At 65.3% G+C, this 17,937-nt stretch carries 19 protein-coding genes; 13 read left to right on the top strand and 6 right to left on the bottom strand.

Annotated elements, in window-relative coordinates:
• Positions 1 to 108: 108 nt before the first annotated feature.
• On the top strand, positions 109 to 459 hold the full coding sequence (locus BI327_RS26660; RefSeq protein ID WP_076864213.1) for a RidA family protein: 351 nt from the start codon (positions 109 to 111) through the stop codon (positions 457 to 459).
• Between the two features lie 80 nt (positions 460 to 539).
• Here the strand turns inward: BI327_RS26660 and BI327_RS26655 are convergent, their stop codons facing one another.
• Complete coding sequence (locus BI327_RS26655; protein WP_245334940.1) at positions 540 to 1,595, bottom strand: alpha/beta fold hydrolase; 1,056 nt, start codon at positions 1,593 to 1,595, stop codon at positions 540 to 542.
• 494 nt (positions 1,596 to 2,089) lie between these two features.
• A complete protein-coding gene (locus tag BI327_RS26650) occupies positions 2,090 to 3,157 on the bottom strand; it encodes an aromatic ring-hydroxylating dioxygenase subunit alpha (RefSeq protein WP_076864212.1) in 1,068 nt (355 codons plus the stop codon).
• Between the two features lie 67 nt (positions 3,158 to 3,224).
• Between BI327_RS26650 and BI327_RS26645 the strand changes: the two genes are divergently transcribed.
• The 12 genes from BI327_RS26645 (at position 3,225) to BI327_RS26590 (ending at position 14,080) form a co-directional block, all read left to right on the top strand.
• Entirely contained in the window at positions 3,225 to 4,172 is a 948-nt protein-coding gene (locus BI327_RS26645) for a LysR family transcriptional regulator (RefSeq protein ID WP_245334939.1), read from the top strand.
• A 105-nt stretch (positions 4,173 to 4,277) separates the two neighbouring features.
• Complete coding sequence (locus BI327_RS26640) at positions 4,278 to 4,967, top strand: RNA polymerase sigma factor (RefSeq protein WP_076864210.1); 690 nt, start codon at positions 4,278 to 4,280, stop codon at positions 4,965 to 4,967.
• Between the two features lie 94 nt (positions 4,968 to 5,061).
• A complete protein-coding gene (locus BI327_RS26635) occupies positions 5,062 to 5,583 on the top strand; it encodes a DUF4142 domain-containing protein (protein WP_076864209.1) in 522 nt (173 codons plus the stop codon).
• Positions 5,584 to 5,594: 11 nt separating this feature from the next.
• Positions 5,595 to 5,915 carry a cupredoxin domain-containing protein gene (locus BI327_RS26630; protein WP_076864304.1) on the top strand — a complete coding sequence of 107 codons (321 nt, stop codon included), beginning with the start codon at positions 5,595 to 5,597 and terminating at the stop codon, positions 5,913 to 5,915.
• Between the two features lie 94 nt (positions 5,916 to 6,009).
• On the top strand, positions 6,010 to 6,372 hold the full coding sequence (locus tag BI327_RS26625; protein ID WP_076864208.1) for a nuclear transport factor 2 family protein: 363 nt from the start codon (positions 6,010 to 6,012) through the stop codon (positions 6,370 to 6,372).
• Positions 6,373 to 6,433: 61 nt separating this feature from the next.
• On the top strand, positions 6,434 to 7,231 hold the full coding sequence (locus tag BI327_RS26620; protein ID WP_076864207.1) for a helix-turn-helix transcriptional regulator: 798 nt from the start codon (positions 6,434 to 6,436) through the stop codon (positions 7,229 to 7,231).
• A 108-nt stretch (positions 7,232 to 7,339) separates the two neighbouring features.
• Complete coding sequence (locus BI327_RS26615) at positions 7,340 to 8,509, top strand: cytochrome P450 (protein WP_076864206.1); 1,170 nt, start codon at positions 7,340 to 7,342, stop codon at positions 8,507 to 8,509.
• A gap of 257 nt (positions 8,510 to 8,766) precedes the next feature.
• Positions 8,767 to 9,162, top strand: coding sequence for a DUF5132 domain-containing protein (locus tag BI327_RS26610; protein ID WP_076864205.1), 396 nt, complete (start codon positions 8,767 to 8,769; stop codon positions 9,160 to 9,162).
• 126 nt (positions 9,163 to 9,288) lie between these two features.
• Positions 9,289 to 9,840: an HMA2 domain-containing protein gene (locus BI327_RS26605; RefSeq protein WP_076864204.1), complete on the top strand. Its 552-nt coding sequence runs from the start codon at positions 9,289 to 9,291 to the stop codon at positions 9,838 to 9,840.
• Between the two features lie 26 nt (positions 9,841 to 9,866).
• Positions 9,867 to 11,984 carry a heavy metal translocating P-type ATPase gene (locus BI327_RS26600; protein ID WP_076864203.1) on the top strand — a complete coding sequence of 706 codons (2,118 nt, stop codon included), beginning with the start codon at positions 9,867 to 9,869 and terminating at the stop codon, positions 11,982 to 11,984.
• The gene (locus tag BI327_RS26595) at positions 11,981 to 12,820 is read left to right on the top strand and encodes an EcsC family protein (RefSeq protein ID WP_076864202.1); all 840 of its coding nucleotides are present in this window, start codon (positions 11,981 to 11,983) and stop codon (positions 12,818 to 12,820) included. Before BI327_RS26600 ends, BI327_RS26595 begins: the two co-directional genes overlap by 4 nt.
• A gap of 12 nt (positions 12,821 to 12,832) precedes the next feature.
• Entirely contained in the window at positions 12,833 to 14,080 is a 1,248-nt protein-coding gene (locus tag BI327_RS26590; protein WP_083742227.1) for a DUF445 domain-containing protein, read from the top strand.
• 226 nt (positions 14,081 to 14,306) lie between these two features.
• Here BI327_RS26590 and BI327_RS26585 read toward each other — a convergent pair whose 3' ends face one another.
• The 4 genes from BI327_RS26585 to BI327_RS26570 form a co-directional block, all read right to left on the bottom strand.
• The gene (locus BI327_RS26585) at positions 14,307 to 14,507 is read right to left on the bottom strand and encodes a hypothetical protein (protein ID WP_076864201.1); all 201 of its coding nucleotides are present in this window, start codon (positions 14,505 to 14,507) and stop codon (positions 14,307 to 14,309) included.
• Positions 14,507 to 15,610 (bottom strand): hypothetical protein, encoded by a 1,104-nt coding sequence (locus BI327_RS26580; RefSeq protein ID WP_076864200.1) that lies wholly within the window; start codon positions 15,608 to 15,610, stop codon positions 14,507 to 14,509. The genes BI327_RS26585 and BI327_RS26580 overlap by 1 nt, the downstream gene beginning before the upstream one ends.
• Positions 15,611 to 15,762: 152 nt before the next feature.
• Positions 15,763 to 16,692 (bottom strand): dihydrodipicolinate synthase family protein, encoded by a 930-nt coding sequence (locus BI327_RS26575; protein ID WP_076864199.1) that lies wholly within the window; start codon positions 16,690 to 16,692, stop codon positions 15,763 to 15,765.
• Between the two features lie 39 nt (positions 16,693 to 16,731).
• A complete protein-coding gene (locus BI327_RS26570; RefSeq protein ID WP_076864302.1) occupies positions 16,732 to 17,898 on the bottom strand; it encodes an NADH:flavin oxidoreductase/NADH oxidase in 1,167 nt (388 codons plus the stop codon).
• Positions 17,899 to 17,937 lie beyond the last annotated feature (39 nt).

Genomic DNA, 17,937 nt, shown 5'->3' with positions numbered 1-17,937 from the left:
ACCAAACCCTCTCGATCTCTTGTTTTGACGCGTTTTCTTCACGCGAACCGGTAGCCACTTCGCTTGAAAACGCTATAGACAGTGCCCGCCATTCAAGTGGAGACTCAAATGAGCATTCAGCGTTTCGAAACCGGCCCGCGCATGAGCCAGGCCGTCGTGCACGGCAACACCGTCTATCTCGCCGGCGTCGTCGCCGGCAAGGCCGCGGGCGGCAGCGTCACCGACCAGACCAAGGACATCCTGTCGATCATCGACGGCCACCTTGCCAAGGCCGGCACCGACAAGTCGAAGCTGCTCAGCGCCACCATCTACATCACCGACATGAAGACGTTCCCGGAGATGAACGCGGTGTGGGACCAGTGGGTCTCCCAGGGCAACACCCCGGCTCGCGCCACCGTCGAGGCCAAGCTCGCGGCGCCGCAGTACAATGTCGAGATCATGGTCGTCGCGGCCAAGTAAGCCCGCGCACTCTGATCGAGCGAGATTTCTCGAAGCCCCGGATTGCAAACCGCAATCCGGGGCTTGTTTCATCCGCAACCTTACGCGCTGATCCGTGGTCGTTGGGCCGAGGCATCACCGATGTCGGACTGAAGCCAGCGCACGATCCGGCGCCATGAGTTGCTCAACGCCTTGCAGCCCATGAACAGGCCGAGGTGCCCGCACGGTTCGGTGCCACGCTCCAGCCACATCGGCGGCGTGCCCAACAGCCGCGCTGTCGCAAACGCCTGATCGCGCGGAACAACAATGTCGTCGTCAGCGGCCAGCAGGAAGGCCGGCGTCTTCACCTCGGCGAGATCGATCCTGCGGCCGAGCGCGACGAACTCCCCACGGGCGATCCGGTTCTGACGGAAGATCCAGTTGATCACCTCGAGATAATAGACACCCGGCAGATCAAGCGTCTCGCGATTCCAGCGCTGGAAGCGATCGAGCAGCGAAGCGGCATCGTCCGAGGCGTCGCGCAGGCCTCGTTGCAGCACGGCTTCCACATCCTGCACGCCAAAGGGAATGCTCCAGCATTGCAGCATGTGCCTGCCGCTGATGATGCCGCCGCCCTGATGCACCAGCGCCGCGAAGCTCTGCTCGGGAAGCGCGGCCACCATCCCGGAGAGCTGCGATGGCACCGAGACATCGATCGGGCTGCTCGCCAGCACGAGCCGCCGCACCTTGCCGGGGAAACGCGCGGCATAGAGCAGCGACAGCCATCCGCCCTGGCAGAGACCGGCAAGATCGACCGGCGGTCCGATCGTGTCGACGGCGACGTTGAGGTCGGAGAGATAGCTGTCGATCGAGAAATAGCGCATCTCGGGCGTGGCCGAGCGCCAATCGGTCAGGTACAGACGCGCGATGCCCGACTGTTGGAGCGCCTCGATCAGGCTGTGGCCGGGCGCGAAATCCGCAATCAGCGCGCGGTGCAGTGCGTAGGGCGCACAGACCAGCAGCGGCTGGCCTCGCGCGGCCTGCGAAAAATCCAACAGACGCATCGACGGCAGTTCGAGCGCGGTCCTGTTTGGTGTCGTCCAGGCGAGCTGTGCGTCAGGCGGGTCGGCATGCCCGGGCGCGTGGTCCGCGTACCACTGCCAATATGCGTCAAGCACCAGTCGCGTGGCTTCAAACGGCCACAGCCAAGCGTGCTGCGCCTGGGCGGCGCCCGTCTCCCGTTCCGGTGGCTTCGCGTTTTCGGTCAAAGTCATTCACCGACTGATCGCCGCCGACATGGTTCGGACGGCACGGGTCAAAACCTTGACCCCGATCAAGAACCGACGAATTCAGATCGAAGGTTCTACGCCAAATCAAAGGCAGTGGCGGCCATGCCGGGGTTCACGATCTCGCGACCCCGGGATGACTTCCGGCCCGGAAGAGGGCCGCCGGCCGCTCCAACTAGCGCGTGACGAGATTGGGTTGCGCGGGATCGGCAGCGGAGGTTCACCTCTCCCTTGGGAGAGGTCGGCGCGCAGCGCCGGGTGAGGGGTTACAGTCCCTCGTTCGAGCTGCGGCCCCTCACCCGATTTGCTTCGCAAATCGACCTCTCCCCATTGGGGAGAGGTGAAGCGAGGGCGACGAAGGCGATTCGATCTAAACTCATCATGCTTTAGGCCGCTCGGGCGGCGGTGCGTTCCGCCTCGAGTTTCCGTGCGAACAGCCAGCGGAAATAGGTCAACGGCGCATCGGCGCCGATCGCCAGCAGCTGATAGTCCGGATCGGCGTCAAACACCCGCTGCTGCGCCTCGATGATGTCCTTGTCCTCGTTGAAGCCTTCCTCGAGGCTGTGGCGCAGCGACAGCGCGATGTTCGGGTTGTCGATGTCGAAATCGTGCAGGTAGTTCCAGAAGAAGTGCGTGGTCGAGCGCGTCTCCGGCGTCATGAACTGTGCGTTGCGATAGGACCGCGTACCCGGAACCTGGACGCCCTTCTCTACGCCCTGCCCCGCCGGGGCAAACGTGGTGTCGAGCGTGAAGATGCCGGGCACGATCATGCGGCCGACATTGCGGCGATCGATCTGGTCGGTTTTGTTCGGGATGACCTTCTTGTGATAGGGCGGCGGCTCGGCGCCCATGTGCCAGCGCTCGACACGGAAACCGTCGTCCAGCTTCTCGATCGCGACCGGTTTGGTCTTGTAGGCATATTCCTCGGAACCGCCGAGCGTGTTGGTGTGCACGAAGGCGAGATGCGCGAAGTCGCTGAGGTTGTCGACGATCAAGAGCCAGTTGGCCTTGTAGTGCATGTAGCCCGGCAGGCCGCGCCACTTCGGATCTTCGAGCGGCGGATAGTCGAGGATCAGCTTCGGATCGGCCTTCTCCGGATCGCCGGTCCAGATGAAGATCAGATTGTAGCGCTCCACCACCGGATAGCTGCGCACGCCGAGCTTGGCGGGGATCGAATCCTGCCCTGGAATCTGGATGCACTTGCCGTCGGCCGCGAACTTCATACCGTGATACATGCACCTGATGTCGTCGCCCTCGATGCGCCCCATCGACAGCGGCGCGGCGCGATGGCAGCAACGGTCGTCGAGCGCGACGACTTTGCCGCTCGACGCGCGATAGAGCACGATCGGCCGCTCCAGGATGGTGCGCGCGACCATCTTGCCGTCGATCAGTTCGTGATTCCACGCCGCCACGTACCAGGTGTTGCGCAGGAAAATTCCGTCGTCACCAGCCATGTCACCCTCCCGATGCAATGTTGCTTGCAATCAGGTTAGGTGATCCCGGCCATCGGGATAATCCGATTTGGCTGGACACACTGTACCGGTGGATGGACAATCGGCCATGGAGTGGCGCGACTGGGAGCTGTTTTGCGAGGTTGTCGAGCATGGCGGCTTCACCGCGGCCGCGCGCGTGCTCGGACACCCCAAGTCGAGCCTCAGTGCTGCGGTGCAGCGTCTCGAAGCCAATCTCGGGCTGCGGCTGATCGAGCGGACCACGCGCCACCTGCGGCTGACCGATTCCGGCGAGACCATCTATCGCAAGGTGCGCCCGCTGTTTGCCGCGCTGCACGACACCCACAGCGAGGCGCTGGCGATGTCGAGCGCGGTCGCCGGCACGCTCCGCATCAAGGCACCCTACGAATTCGGCGCGCATCATGCGGGACCGGTCGCCTGCGCGGTGATGGGCCGCTACCCGCAGCTCGCGATCCGGATCGACGTCGAGCACGACATCGTCAACCCGATCGCCGAGAACTACGACATCGTGTTCGCGATGCTGGAGGCGCCGCTGCCGTCGGCCGGCATCGTGATCCGCCGCGTCTTCACCCTCGAGCGCGGCCTGTTCGCGGCGCCCGCGCTGCTGGAGAAATACGGCGAGCCGCGCTCGCTGGATGAATTGAGGAAGCTGCCGCTGCTCACCGGCCCCAGCGATCCGCCTTGGGCGATCACTGCGCCCGGCGGCGGCGTCGAGCATCTCGCGGTGGATCGCGCGCGCCTCACCTCTTCGAACGCCCATGTCCGGCTGCAGGCGGCGCTCGCCGGACATGGCGTGCTGCGGGTGACCGCGAGCTACACCCGCGCCGCGGTCGCGGCCGGCGAATTGCGGCGGCTGCTGCCGGACCACGGCTGCGAGCCGCTCAACGTGCACGCGCTGCTGCCGGCGCGGCAATTTGTCCCGGCCAAGGTGCGCTGCTTCCTCGACGCGATGGAAGCGCACGCGCGCGGCGATCCGGAGGCCTATATCAGGCCGTAGCCGCTGATCGGCACATTTCTCGACCGGCCGCCATTTTCTCGGGAACCTGTGCGCCCGCCTGGCATCCAATGGTATTATTCCGCTAGCAATGAGGGCGATCCCGCCATGCGCCAGGCCCATGTCACGTCCCTGCCGCCGGTCAGCTCAGGCGATGCCGAGCTCGTGCAACGGGCGCTCGCCCGCGACGAGGCCGCGATCCGCACCATCATGCAGGCCAATAATCGCCGCCTGTTCCGGCTGGCGCGCGGCATCCTGCGCAACGACAACGAGGCCGAGGACGTGGTGCAGGAGGCCTATGTGCGTGCCTTCACCCATCTGGACCAGTTCCGCGGCGGCTCCAGCCTGTCGACCTGGCTGTCGCGGATCGCGATCAACGAGGCGCTCGGCCGCCTGCGCAGCAAGCACGCCAGCGTGGAGTGGTCCGGGCTGCCGAACGGCGCCCTCGAAGCGGAGATCATCCAGTTCCCCCTGTCGTCAACCGACGATCCGGAAAAATCCATGGCCCAGCGCGAGATCCAGCATGTCGTCGAGCACGCGATCGATGAGTTGCCCGAGCCGTTCCGCCTCGTCTTCATCACCCGTGTGATCGAGGGCATGAATGTCGAGGAGACCGCCGACATCCTCGGCTTGAAGCCGGAAACCGTGAAGACCCGCCTGCACCGCGCCAGAACCATGCTGCGCGACAATGTCGAGCGGAAAATCGGCCCCATCGTGATGGAGGCCTTTCCCTTCGCGGGCAGACGCTGCGAGCGGTTGACCGAGGCGGTGCTGAGCCGGCTCGGCATCACAGCATAGATTTTCGGGAACCTCTGCCCGTCCGCGCCATCCAACTCCTGTGCAAGCAACGACGTGCCGTGCGCTACGCCCGGCTCAACAGGAGTGTCAAACCATGTTCGTTCGATTGAGCATCGCGGTCGCCGCGCTCGGCCTTCTCACCGGCGCTGCGCAGGCCCAAGGCGCAAAGCCGACCGATCCGCAAATCGCGCACATCGCCTACACGGCCGGCGTGATCGACATCAATGCCGCCAAGCAGGCGGAAACGAAAGCGTCCAACAAGGAGGTCAAGGCGTTCGCCAAGGACATGGCGCGCGACCATGAGGCTGTGAACAAGCAGGCGCTCGACCTCGTCAAGAAGCTGAAGGTGACGCCGGAGGACAACGACACCAGCAAGGCGCTGTCGAAACAGGCGGCCGACAAGCTCGCCGAGCTCGGCAAGCTGAAGGGCGCCGCCTACGACAAGGCTTATATCGACAACGAGGTCGCCTACCACAAGACCGTCAATACTGCGCTGGAGACGCAGCTGATCCCCTCGGCCAGCAATCCCGAGCTGAAGGGCCTGCTGCAGACCGGGCTGAAGATCTTCCAGGGCCATCAGCAGCATGCCGAACATGTCGCGGCCAGCCTGAAGTAGGGAGACGCATGATGTTGCCAGGACGCTGTCTTGCCACGCTCGCTCTGTTCGCGCTCGGCGCGATGGCGGTCCCGGCGCATGCCGCCACCATCCAGATCGTGATGGAGAATCTGGTGGTCTCGCCGGCCGAGGTATCCGCCAAGGTCGGCGACACCATCGAATGGGTCAACAAGGACGTGCTGGCCCACACCGCCACTGCGAAGAACGGCGATTTCGACGTGACGATCGCGCCGAAGAAGACGGTCAAGTCGGTTCTGACCAAGGCCGGCACGGTCGACTATTACTGCCGCTTCCATCCCAACATGAAGGCGGTGCTGAAGATCGCGCCGTAGCTCGCGCGATGACGTCAGAGGTAATCGATCGGCGCAGGCAAACCTTCGATAGTCCGGACAGCCGCACTGTCCGGCACATCAGAAGGAGAGCCCCATGACCGACCATGCCACCATCGCCCGCCGCTATATCGAGCTCTGGAACGAGCGGACGCCGAGCCGGCGCCGCGAGCTATTGAGCGAGAACTGGACCGCCGACGCGCGCTATGTCGATCCGCTGATGAGCGGCGACGGCCATGAGGGCGTCGACGCCCTGATCGCCGGCGTGCAGCAGAAGTTTCCGGACTTCTCGTTCAAGCTGATCGGCGAGCCGAACGGCTTCGGCGATCACGTCCGCTTCTCCTGGGGCCTCGGGCCCGACGGCGTCGACAGCCCGATCAAGGGCACCGACTTCGCCATGCTGAAGGAGGGCCGGATCAGGAGCATCACCGGGTTCCTCGACCAGGTGCCCGGCGCCTGACGCGCCGCTTCCACCCCCGTGATGTCGCTGCTAGTCTTCCCGAAACTTAGGGGAGGACACCATGAAGGCAGATCTCGCCTTCAAGACGTCGGTCGTCAGCGACATCACGCCGGCGCTGCTCGCAATCGGCCGCGACGGCTTTCCGCAGGCGCTGATCGGCGCGCTGCGCCGCGTCGCCGGGGTCGGTCACTGCATGGTGTTCTCGTTCACCGGCCCGCGGTCGGCCGCCTGCCTGCTCGACGTCGGCAACATCCCGACCGGGCGCGACCTCGGGATCGCCTATTCCGAGCATTTCCATCAGGCCGACCCGAACCGCGATGCGGTGTTCGAGGGGCAGGCGCAGGCCGCACCGATCATGCTGCCGACCTTTGCCCGCCGGATGTACAGCGACGGCTATCGCAAGATCTTCTTCGACGATTCCGACATCGTCGACAAGTTCGCTTCGGCGATCTGGACTGGCGACACCTGCTTCTATGTCAACTTCTACCAGATCACCGCGCAAGGCCGCTTCAGCCGCGAGCAGATCGCGCGCCTGGCCGCGGTCGCGCCCGCGCTGACCGCAGCCGTAGCACGGCACTTCCAGCCCGATCCGGCACCGGACGCCGATCCGATCGAACGGCTGAAGACCCTGTTTGCAACCACTGAGCCGCTCGCGCGGCTGACCGGACGCGAGAAGGAAGTCTGCCTGCGCATCCTCTCGGGCTTCAGCTCGGAGGCGATCGCGGCCGATCTCGGCATCGGGCTGCACTCCGCCCTCACGTATCGCAAGCGCGCCTATGACAAGCTCGGCATCTCCTCGCAGAACGAGCTGTTCGCCATCGCGCTGCGGCTGATGGCATCGGCACGCCGGCTGAATTGAAGGAGCCCCCGCACGACGGCCTCCCCCTGTCCCCAACGGTGGGGACAGACCGGCGGCGCCTGCCGGCCTATGCTTGGCTCGAAACCTGAAGCAACCCGAGATCACGCCGTGAGCACCGCGCCCCATTTCGACATCGACGTCCCCGCCTTCTGGCAGGACCCCTATCCGACGCTGGCGCGCATGCGCAAGGAGACGCCGATCGCCTTCGTGCCGCAGCTCGGCAGCACGCTATTGTGCAACCGCGACGACATCTTCATCTCCGAGAAGCAGATCGACGTGTTCTCGTCGCACCAGCCCGAGGGGCTGATGAACAAGCTGATGGGCCACAACATGATGCGCAAGGACGGCGATGCGCACATGAACGAGCGCAAGGCGATCTTCCCGGCGATCTCGCCGAAGACCGTCAGATCGCACTGGACCGCGCAGTTCGCGGGACACGCAGCGCGGATCCTCGACGAATTGAAGCCGGACGGCGTGGTCGATTTCGTGCAGGCCTTCGCGCTGCCGTTCTCGGCCGAATGCCTCAAATCGATCACCGGCCTCACCAACATGCGCTTCCAGGACATGAACGCGTGGTCGCAGGGCATGATCGACGGCATCGCCAATTATGTCGGCGATGGCGCGATCGAGGCGCGCTGCCATGCGGCGACCTCGGGCATCGACGCCGCGATCGACGACATGGTGCCCCTGCTGCGCAAGACGCCGGACCTCAGCCTGCTCGGCGTGTTGTTGCAGACCGACATGCCGATGGAGAGCGTGCGCGCCAACATCAAGCTCGCGATCTCGGGCGGCCAGAACGAACCGCGCGATGCGATCGCGGGCACGGTGTGGGCGTTGCTGACCCATCCCGACCAGCTCGCGCTGGCGACTGGTGGCGCGATCCCGTGGTTGCAGGTGTTCGAGGAATATGCGCGCTGGATCTCGCCGATCGGGATGTCGCCGCGGCGGATCGCAAAGCCCTGGACGATCAGGGACGTCGCATTCGAGACCAACGAGCGCGTATTCCTGATGTTCGGCTCGGCGAACCGCGACGAGAAGCACTTCGACAAGCCCGAGGCGTTCGACGTGCGCCGCGACGCCAGCAAGAGCATCGCGTTCGGCGCCGGTCCGCATTTCTGCGCCGGCGCCTGGGCCTCGCGCGCCATGGTCGCCGACGTCGCGCTGCCCGCTATCTTCGAGCGGCTGAAGAACCTGCGCCTGATCGACGACAGACCGCCGCGGATCGGCGGCTGGGCCTTTCGCGGCCTGCTGGATTTGCCGGTGACGTGGGACCGATAGACGTCGCGCGGCCGATACGCACAAACGCAGTGTGCGGCTTACGCCGGATTTGCGTCATCACGGCAATGTAGACACATAAAAACATGCAGACTTGCCCGGCGCGGCTGCTGCTCGCCCCAGGAATTACGCGTCTGCTGCGCTGCGACACCATGCCGCCGCAAACGGTCGGACGGCTGTAATGAAAGTGTCACGAATCCATTTCAATCCGCCGTTATTGATGGAACTGCAGTCGGTTGAGCGTTCACAAGGGATTTCAGATGAACCCGAACACCAATGGTAGCAGTCACGACACCGCCTTCCATCATGACGCCCCCGAGCAGGAATCCGAGGAAGGCGGCGGCATCAACAAGACGGTTGCGGTTGTCGCGGTGGTGGCTGTCGGCGCTGCCGTGTTCGAAGCTGCCTTGCTGCCGGGACTTGCACTCGGCGTTGCCGCCGTCGCGGCGCCGAAATACCTGCCGAAACTGGCCGGTGCGCTGAACCCGCTGTTCAAATCCACCGTTCGCGGCACCTACAAGTTCGCGCAGAAGTCGCGCGAGATGTTCGCCGAAGCCCACGAGCAGGTGAACGACATCGTCGCGGAAGTGAAGGCCGAGAGCCAGGCGCAGGAAGGCAAGGCCGCGGCAGAGGGCCGGGCTTCGTCTGCGGCCTGAACGGGCCGGACGTAAAGCGACACAGCGCGCCGATGATCGACCTCGCGACGCCGGCGCTGCAGGCAATTTGACGACGGCATCATTCGCGTCCCCGCACCGGCGTTGGAACGCGGTTAGAGGATTGCGATGACCAAGATGAAGTTGCAGATCGCGCATCAGATTCCGGGCCGGATTCGCATGAAGGTGCCGTCGGCCAAGGAAAACCCCGAGCTGCTCGAGCAGATCAAGCAGACCTTCAGCGTGATTCCCGGCATCGAGAACGTCATCGTCAATCCGGCGACGGGAAGCGTCGTGCTGCATTACGACACCGACCGGCACGACGAGTTTCACGGCCGGCTCGAACATCACACCGGCGGCCATTACAAGCCGCCGGCCAACGAGATCGACGCGCTGGCCACCAAGATCGAGCAGGAAGCCGAGTACCTCGCCGAGCATTCGCACACGGCCAAGGTCATTGTCGATTTCTTCAAGGACTTCGACAACGGGATCAAGGTCGCCACCGGAAACGTGATCGACCTGAAGATCCTGCTCGCCACGGGCATCGCCGGCTTCACCATCTTCGAGGTCGGCGCCAATGCGGCGACGCCGGTGTGGGTCACGCTGGCGATCTTTGCACTCAACCACATGATCCAGGCCAACATGGCCGATGCGGAGCAGGCGGAGCCGGCGACTGCCTGATCCGCCAGGGGCGAGAGTGCAAATTCATGGACTTCCGCTTCTGCCACTCGATGCCAGGGCGCGTTCGCCTGAGCATTCCCGCACTCAGGCAAGATCGCAAGCTGGGCGAGAGCTGCCTCGGATGGCTGCGGGCGCAGGAGGGGATCAGGACCGCGCGGATCAACTACGACTGCGCGAGCCTCGTGCTGGAATACGATCCGGCCCATGAGCAAAGGCTGCTCGCGCTGCTGAACGGCTTCAAGAGCATGCGCCTCGCCGACGTCAAGGCGCTGTGCGCAAGCGCCGTGCCGGACCCGGGCGCGCCACGCGCCAGCGTGCCCGAGGTCTCCAAGCGCTCGCCTTTGGCGCTGCCGACGCTGTCGCTGTTCATGGCCTTCAGCGCCAATCCGGTGATCACGGCGATCAACATGCCGCTGATGCTCTGGAATGCGATCCCGATCGCCAAGCGCGCCTGGAAGGTCTGGGCCAACGAGAGCCGGCTCAACATCGACGTGCTCGATACGCTCGCGATCACCTCCTCGGTGCTGCAGGGCAATCCGCTGGCCGGCTGCATCGTCACCTGGCTGATCAAGCTCGGTGACTGGATCCGCGACCTGACCGCGGCGGGTTCGCGACGGGCGATCAATGAACTGCTCGAATTCCAGTCGAAGACGGCCTGGCTGCTGCGCGACGGCGAAGTCGTGTCGATCCCCGCTGCCGAGCTCAAGGACGGCGACATCGTCGTGGTGTATCCCGGCGAGATGATCCCGGTCGACGGCGAGATCATCGACGGTTCGGCCACCATCGATCAGAAGACGATCACCGGCGAGGGCCTGCCGGTGCATCGCGGCAAGGGTGAAGCGGCGTTCGCCGCCACCGTGATCCGCGAGGGCCAGATCACGCTGCGCGCGCTGCGCGTCGGAACCGCGACCACGGCCGGCCAGATCGTCCGCTTGATCGAATCCGCGCCGATCGGCGACACCCGCATGCAGAACCATGCCGAGCGCTTCGCCGACCGGCTGGTGACCCCGACGCTGGCGCTCGCGACCGGCACCGCCATGGTCTCGGGCGACTTCAATCGCTTCCTGTCGCTTGTGATCGTCGACTACGGCACCGGCATCCGCGTCGCCGCGCCCACGTCGGTGCTGTCCTCGATGACGCTCGCCGCCCGCACCGGCATGATCATCAAGAGCGGCGGCCACATGGAGAAGCTCGCCGGGATCGACACCATGGTGTTCGACAAGACCGGCACGCTCACCCATGGCACGCCCGCCGTCATCGACGTGATCTCCTATCAGAAACAGATCACGCCGAACCACCTGCTCGGGCTCGCCGCCGCCGCTGAAACCAAGCTGCAGCATCCGGTCGCCGAAGCGTTGCGGACGCGGGCCCGGCAGCTCGCCGTCAACGTCCCGCCCTGCAACGAGACCACCTACCGTCTCGGCCTCGGCGTCGAGGGCCAGGTCAACGGCTATTATGTCCACGTCGGCAACCAGCGCTTCATGCGCCAGAGCGAGATCGCCGTCGACGCCTCGGTCCTCGATCGCGCGGCGCTCGACCAGCGCGGCTATTCGAGCCTCTATATCGCGGTTGACGGCAGGCTCGCGGGCCTCGTGCCTTATTCCGACGAAATCCGCGAGGAAAGCCGCTCGGTGATCCAGCGGCTGCACGCGCTCGGCGTCAAGAACAGCATCATGCTGACCGGCGACAACGGCGTCGTGGCGCGCGCCGTCTGCGAGAATCTCGGGTTGACCGAGCACTTCGCCGACATGCTGCCGGCCGACAAGGCCGGCGTGATCCAGGAGCTGCAACGCAAGGGACGCAGGGTCGCGATGGTCGGCGACGGCATCAATGATTCGCCTGCGCTCAGCTTCGCCGATGTCGGCATCGCCATGAAGCACGGCGCCGAGGTCACCCACGAATCCGCCGACGTCATCCTGATGGAGGACTCGCTCTGGAAACTCGTCAAGGCGGTGGAGATCTCGCAAGGCGCCGTCAGCCTGATCAAGCAGAATTATGCCATCGTCGCCGCGCTCAACACGCTGGCGCTTGGCCTTGCGCTGCCCGGCGGCCTGATCACGCCCGAGGTGACCGCGCTGATCAGCAACGGCTCGGCGATCCTGGCGAGCTTCAACGGCATCCGGCCAATCCTGCGCTATCAATGAGCCAGGATGTCAACCAGCTCGTCGTTCTCCCTCCCGGCGATCACGCCGCGCTAAAAGCCGCAGTCAAGACGCTGGAGGGCTCCAATCTGGCGGCGCGGATCGCCGACTATGCCGGCGTTCCCGTCAATCGCGTGCTGAACCTGCTGCCGAAAGCCGCCAACCGCCAGCTCAGCGGCCTCGTGCGCACCGCGGTCATGAAGGGGCTGGAAGTTGCCGTCGACACGCTCGACGACAAGCCGCCGCCGGCCCCCGCGGTCACCTTCTCGTCGTTTCTCGCTGGCGTAACCGGAGGCGTGAGCGGCCTGTTCGGCCTCGGCGCGCTCGCGGTCGAGCTCCCTTTGACGACGACATTGATGCTGCGCGCGATCGCCGAGATCGCCCAGCATGAGGGCGAGGACCTCTCGAAGCTCGAGGCGCGGCTCGCGTGTCTCGAAGTGTTCGCCTACGGCACCAAGCGGACCGACGACAGCATCGACGTCGGCTACTACGCCGCCCGCGCCCTGATCAGCAAATACACCAGCGATGCGGCCGCCTACATCATGGAGCGCGGCGCGATCGACGCGTCCGCGCCGGTGATTTCGAACCTGGTCAGCGAGATCGTGTCGCGGTTCGGCCTGGTGGTCTCCGACAAGGTCGCCGCGGGCGCGGTGCCGATCATCGGCGCCGCGTTCGGCGCGACCATCAACGTCATCTTCATGGATCACTTCCAGAAGATCGCGAAGGGCCACTTCACCCTGCGCAGGCTGGAGCGGATCCATGGCAGCGCCGGCGTCCGGCAACATTATACGGCGATGGCCGCAAGGCTCGCGCCGGCGCGCGGCATCGCGACGGCATGAGGTGTTCGGCAAGTGGACGTCGGCACCGCGCTCCCGCATGAAGACACCAGGCTGCGCGACCTTCGTCGCATGCGCACGCTCGCCACGGCCCTGCTCGTGGTCATGCTGCTGGTCTTCCTGGCGACCTCGATGGCGCAGCCGCATTGGCCGTGGCTCGCTTATCCGCGGGCCTTCGCCGAAGCCGGCATGATCGGCGCCTGCGCCGACTGGTTCGCCGTCGTCGCGCTGTTTCGTCATCCGCTCGGCATCCCGATCCCGCACACCGCGATCGTTCCGCAAAGCAAGCAGCGCATTGCGGTGGCGCTGGGCCGCTTCATCGCCAACAACTTCCTGTCGCCGCGCGTCGTCGGCGATCGGATCCGCGACGTCGACATCGCCGGCTGGGCGGCGCAATGGATCGAGCGGCCGTCGCACGCCCGCAACGCGGCGCAGCGCACGGTCTCCGCAGTCCATCAGGCCCTGCAGGCGACGCCGAGCGCCGAGATCAACGCCTTTCTCACCCGCCGGACCCGTCAGGGGATCGCGGCAGTTCCTGTGGCTCCGCTCGCCTCGCGCGTGCTGGCATTGTTGTGGTCCCATGGCAACACGCAGGCGCTGATCGAGCGCCTGATCACATCGGCAAGCGTGGCGCTCGCCAACAACAAGGAAACCATCCGCAAGAAGGTCTCGCAGCGCTCCTACCGGTTCGTGCCGAAATGGGTCGACGGCATGGTGGCCGACCGCGTCATCTCCGGCGTCAGCCAGACGCTCGACGAGATGCGCGAGCCGAACCACCCCTGGCGCGTCGAGCTCAAGGCCGAGATCGAGCGTCTGATCGACCGGCTCGCCACCGATCCCGACTACCTCGCCAAAGGCGAGGAGCTGAAGCAGCAGATGCTCGACAATCCCGCCGTGATCGGCCAGATCGACGCGATGTGGCACGCCATCGAGGTGCGGCTGAATTCCGCGGCGACCTCGGCTGCGATCGCGGACGCGATCGAAACCGCCCTGACCTCGGTCGCCGCGCGGATTCGCGACGATGCCGAGATGCGCGACCGCATCAACCGCTGGCTTCGCGTTGCGGCGCTGCGCGCCGTTGCATCGCGGCGCCAGGAGATCGCGGCCTTCATCCGCAAGGTGGTCGAGAACTGGGACACCGAAACCCTGATCATGCGGATCGAATTGCAGGTCGGACGCGATCTGCAATTCATCCGGATCAACGGCACCGTGGTCGGAGGGCTGGTCGGCCTCTTGATCTTCTCCGTGTCCCGCTGGCTGTAGAGCATGATGGGATGAGGTTGAACCTGGATCGACGGCGGAGGTTCACCTCTCCCTTGGGAGAGGTCGGCGCGTAGCGCCGGGTGAGGGATTACGGTCCCTCGTTAGCGCTGCGGCCCCTCACCCGATTTGCTTCGCAAATCGACCTCTTCCCAATGGGGAGAGGTGAACCGAGCTCGCCGCCAAAGCGATTCAATCAAAGTTTATCATGAACCAGCAACGGTTCCCGTCAAGGAAAGCGAATTCGCAGCAGCGGCAATTGCTGGAGCCTGTCCAGCAGGCGCACCATCTGGCTCGCGGCCATGCTGAGGCAGCCGAGGATGAAGTGGCGACGGGTCAAGCCGCGCTCGCGGTCCGCGAAATCCAGGCGCTGAAGACGCGGTTCGGGAGCAGTATGCGCACGCAGGACAGGAAGCGTCGTCATCTGCATCAGCCGATCGGAATGCGGATTTCCGGCGCCGCGGTCATCTGCTCGATCGTCCCGTCGAACGACAGGCAATCCGGATTCTCGCCCGGCATCCGGCGCAGTGCCTCGTCGAGCTGCTCCTGCTCGAGCAGGAACGAGCGGCCGTCGCGCAGGCGGGCATAGGCCGCCCACGGCACGAATTTGGTGAACGGAAACGGAAAGCCCTCGCGCGGCGACACGTCGATGTTCAGGCCGGAGACGAACAGCACGTTCTTGGTCGCAAACGCCGGCTCGCGCAGAATGCTCCGGTAGGTGCGGTCGAACTCGGCCTGGGTGACGTAGCGCGCGGCATCCAATGCGGGGTGCGGCGACGTTACCAGCGCCGGCATGACAGGAGCCAGCGCCGCTTCGAGAATGTCGTGGCCCTCGGGATCTCCGGCCGGCGCGCGGCGGAATTGAAACAGATCGGGTGACAGCGCGGTGCCGATCGGCGCCGGCGTCTCGCGAAAGCACGCTTCGCCGAGCCGGTCGCGGATCGCCGGGCTGGCACGAAACACCTTCGACGTACTCAGCACGTTCAACGGCTGAAGCGGCGTCTCGACCATGCGGTCGAACCGGAGGAAAACGCCTTCACTGCGACTGTCATCCAGATATTGATTGTCGATCCGGAACACCGGCTCGCCATCGAGCCGGCCGCATTGCACCTGCCGGCAGGCATGCGCGTATTCGTCCTCGTACCAGCGCAGCACGCCGCAGAGCTTTCCGCAGCAATCCCCGAACCTGCAACCGTCGGTGCGGTGGCGCTGATAGACGCCGAAGCGGCCGTCATCCGGATTGTAGCCGACGTGGCTGGCCTGGATCAGCACCAGGTCCTCGCCGTGATGGGCATAGGGCCCATGGCGGTTGATCGCGACCTTGCCGCCGACCCGCCCATGGTCGAACGGAAACGTTCCGAAATGCTGGGCCAGCAGCATCACCGGGTAGCCTTGGCTCTCGTCGGAGCAAAAGGCACGCGACGGCAGCATATGCTGCCGCTCAAAGCCGAGCGAACGGCAATAGTTGTAAAGCCGCGGCACGAAATGGCCGTAGCGCATCGCAAAGCGGCCAACCCGGAAGGTTTCGATCATCCGCTGCCTGACCGGTCAGACGTAACCAGAGTGCACACGCGAGGAAGAATTCCCCGCGTCCCGTACCGGACCAGAACGGTAGATACCGTTGTTGACGGTTATGTGAATGCAAACCGCAGCGATGATCCGAACAGAGCAGCCAGGTGATGCGCTCAGTGACCCCAGCGCAGCACGACCGGATCAAGCGTCCGTGCAATTTCGATCAGCCCGGCGCGCGTCGCCGGATGCAGCGGCTGCAACGGGTGGCGCACGGTGTCCGACTTGATGACGCCGCCCTCGCGCATCAAGACCTTGCAGGCTTGCAGCCCGCATTGGCGGTTCTCGTAATTGATCAACGGCAGCCAGCGCGCATAGGCCTGCACGGCTTCATCCCGCTTGCCGGCGAAAAACGGATCCATGATCTGGCGGATGCCGTCGGGATAGCCGCCGCCGGTCATCGCACCAGTCGCGCCGGCATCGAGATCGGCCATCAGCGTGATCGCCTCTTCGCCGTCCCACGGTCCTTCGATCTCGGCACCACCCTTCTCGATCAGACCGCGCAGCTTGTTGGCGGCCATCGGCACCTCGATCTTGAAATACCTGATGTTGCCGAGCTCCTTCGCCATCCGCGCCAGGAAATCGACCGAGAGCGGCGTGCCCGCAACCGGCGCGTCCTGGATCATGATCGGAATGCCGATCGCGTCGGAGACCACGCGATAGAATTCGTAAATGGCCGGTTCGCCCACGCGGAAGGTCGCGCCGTGATAGGGCGGCATGATCATCACCATCGCAGCGCCCGCGGCCTCCGCCTGACGGCTGCGCTCGGCGCACACCGCCGAGGAGAAATGCGTCGTGGTGACGATGACGGGAATCCGGCCCGCGACGTGCTCGAGCACGGCGTGCATCACGGTCTCGCGCTCGGCATCGGTCAGCACGAACTGCTCGGAGAAGTTGGCGAGGATGCAGATGCCGTGCGAGCCGGCATCGATCATGAAATCGACGCAGCGCCGCTGCCCCTCGAGATCGAGGTCGCCGTTGGCGTCGAAGATGGTCGGTGCGACCGGAAAGACGCCGCGATAGGGGCGCTGTGCCGAATTCGTCATGTCAAATCCTCCCTCATGATCTTGTCGCAGCTTGTTGTGTCACGCGCTGCGGAACGGCAGCGGCGGGCCTTCGAGCCGGCGCAGCCCCGGTTCGCGGCGCTCCAGCCACCACCCATACTGCTTCGGCCAGGACGCAAACACCTCGCCGCTTCCACCGCCGAGCGCAAGCTCGGCATGCAGCGGCCAGTTCGGATCGAACAGTGCCTCGCGGCCGATCGCAACCAGATCGGCCTGGCCATTGGCCAGAACGTCTTCGGCCTGCTGCGGATGCAGGATGAGGCCGACCGCGATGGTGGCGACCTCGGCGGCGCGGCGAATTTCATCCGCATAAGGCACCTGGAAACCGTAGCCGCGCGGAATCCGCGCCGCAGTCGCCGAGCCAAGCAGGCCGCCCGACGAGCAATCGATCAAATCAGCGCCGCACGCCTTGGCGGCCTTGGCGAACGCGATCTGGTCCTCGAGCGTCAGGCCGCCTTCGACACCGTCGACTGAGGAGATCCGCACCGACAGCGGCCGCTCCGCGGGCCAGGCGGCACGCACGGTCTCGATGATCTCGAGCGGATAGCGCATCCGCCCGGTGCGGTCGCCGCCATAGGCGTCGCTGCGGCGGTTCGACAATGGCGAGAGGAATTCGTGCAAGAGATAACCATGCGCGCAATGCACCTCGACGAATTCGAAGCCGGCCTCCACCGCGCGCAAGGTGGCGCGCCGCCACTGCTCGCGCAGCGCGGCGAGCTCGGCCAGTTCGAGCGCGTGCGGCATCAGCCAGCCTTCCTCCATCGGGATCGCGCTCGGCGCCACCGTCGGCCACGGCAGATCGCCGCGGGCGCGGTCGGCCTCGTCGAGTGCGGCATTGCCGTACCAGGGACGCTGCATACTGGCCTTGCGGCCGGCATGCGCGAGCTGGATTGCAGGCACGGCGCCGTTGTCCTTCAGGAAGGCCGCGATGCGCTCGAGCGGCGCGATCTGCTCGTCGTTCCAGATGCCGACATCGCCATGGGTGATGCGGCCCTCGGCGGCGACCGCCGCGGCCTCGACCATCACGAGCCCCGCGCCGCCCTGGGCAAATTTACCAAGATGAACAAGATGCCAATCATTGGCGAGGCCGTCGGTCGCCGAATACTGGCACATCGGCGAGATCAGGATGCGGTTTCGGGAGGTCACGCCGCGAAGCGTGATCGGCTGAAACAGGAGCGGCTGCGACATCGGGACCTGCGGGACCATGTTGGCGAGGGAAAGGGCGGC

It is taken from the genome of Bradyrhizobium mercantei (assembly GCF_001982635.1).
Taxonomy (GTDB): Bacteria; Pseudomonadota; Alphaproteobacteria; order Rhizobiales; family Xanthobacteraceae; genus Bradyrhizobium; species Bradyrhizobium mercantei.
This window is presented reverse-complemented; position numbering and strand designations above follow the sequence as displayed.

Coding starts and splice junctions, on each gene's coding strand:
- BI327_RS26660 (WP_076864213.1), top strand. CDS start 109: ATGAGCATTCAGCGTTTCGAAACCGGCCCGCGCATGAGCCAGGCCGTC.
- BI327_RS26650 (WP_076864212.1), bottom strand. CDS start 3,157: ATGGCTGGTGACGACGGAATTTTCCTGCGCAACACCTGGTACGTGGCG.
- BI327_RS26640 (WP_076864210.1), top strand. CDS start 4,278: ATGCGCCAGGCCCATGTCACGTCCCTGCCGCCGGTCAGCTCAGGCGAT.
- BI327_RS26635 (WP_076864209.1), top strand. CDS start 5,062: ATGTTCGTTCGATTGAGCATCGCGGTCGCCGCGCTCGGCCTTCTCACC.
- BI327_RS26630 (WP_076864304.1), top strand. CDS start 5,595: ATGTTGCCAGGACGCTGTCTTGCCACGCTCGCTCTGTTCGCGCTCGGC.
- BI327_RS26625 (WP_076864208.1), top strand. CDS start 6,010: ATGACCGACCATGCCACCATCGCCCGCCGCTATATCGAGCTCTGGAAC.
- BI327_RS26620 (WP_076864207.1), top strand. CDS start 6,434: ATGAAGGCAGATCTCGCCTTCAAGACGTCGGTCGTCAGCGACATCACG.
- BI327_RS26610 (WP_076864205.1), top strand. CDS start 8,767: ATGAACCCGAACACCAATGGTAGCAGTCACGACACCGCCTTCCATCAT.
- BI327_RS26605 (WP_076864204.1), top strand. CDS start 9,289: ATGACCAAGATGAAGTTGCAGATCGCGCATCAGATTCCGGGCCGGATT.
- BI327_RS26600 (WP_076864203.1), top strand. CDS start 9,867: ATGGACTTCCGCTTCTGCCACTCGATGCCAGGGCGCGTTCGCCTGAGC.
- BI327_RS26595 (WP_076864202.1), top strand. CDS start 11,981: ATGAGCCAGGATGTCAACCAGCTCGTCGTTCTCCCTCCCGGCGATCAC.
- BI327_RS26585 (WP_076864201.1), bottom strand. CDS start 14,507: ATGCAGATGACGACGCTTCCTGTCCTGCGTGCGCATACTGCTCCCGAA.
- BI327_RS26580 (WP_076864200.1), bottom strand. CDS start 15,610: ATGATCGAAACCTTCCGGGTTGGCCGCTTTGCGATGCGCTACGGCCAT.
- BI327_RS26575 (WP_076864199.1), bottom strand. CDS start 16,692: ATGACGAATTCGGCACAGCGCCCCTATCGCGGCGTCTTTCCGGTCGCA.
- BI327_RS26570 (WP_076864302.1), bottom strand. CDS start 17,898: ATGTCGCAGCCGCTCCTGTTTCAGCCGATCACGCTTCGCGGCGTGACC.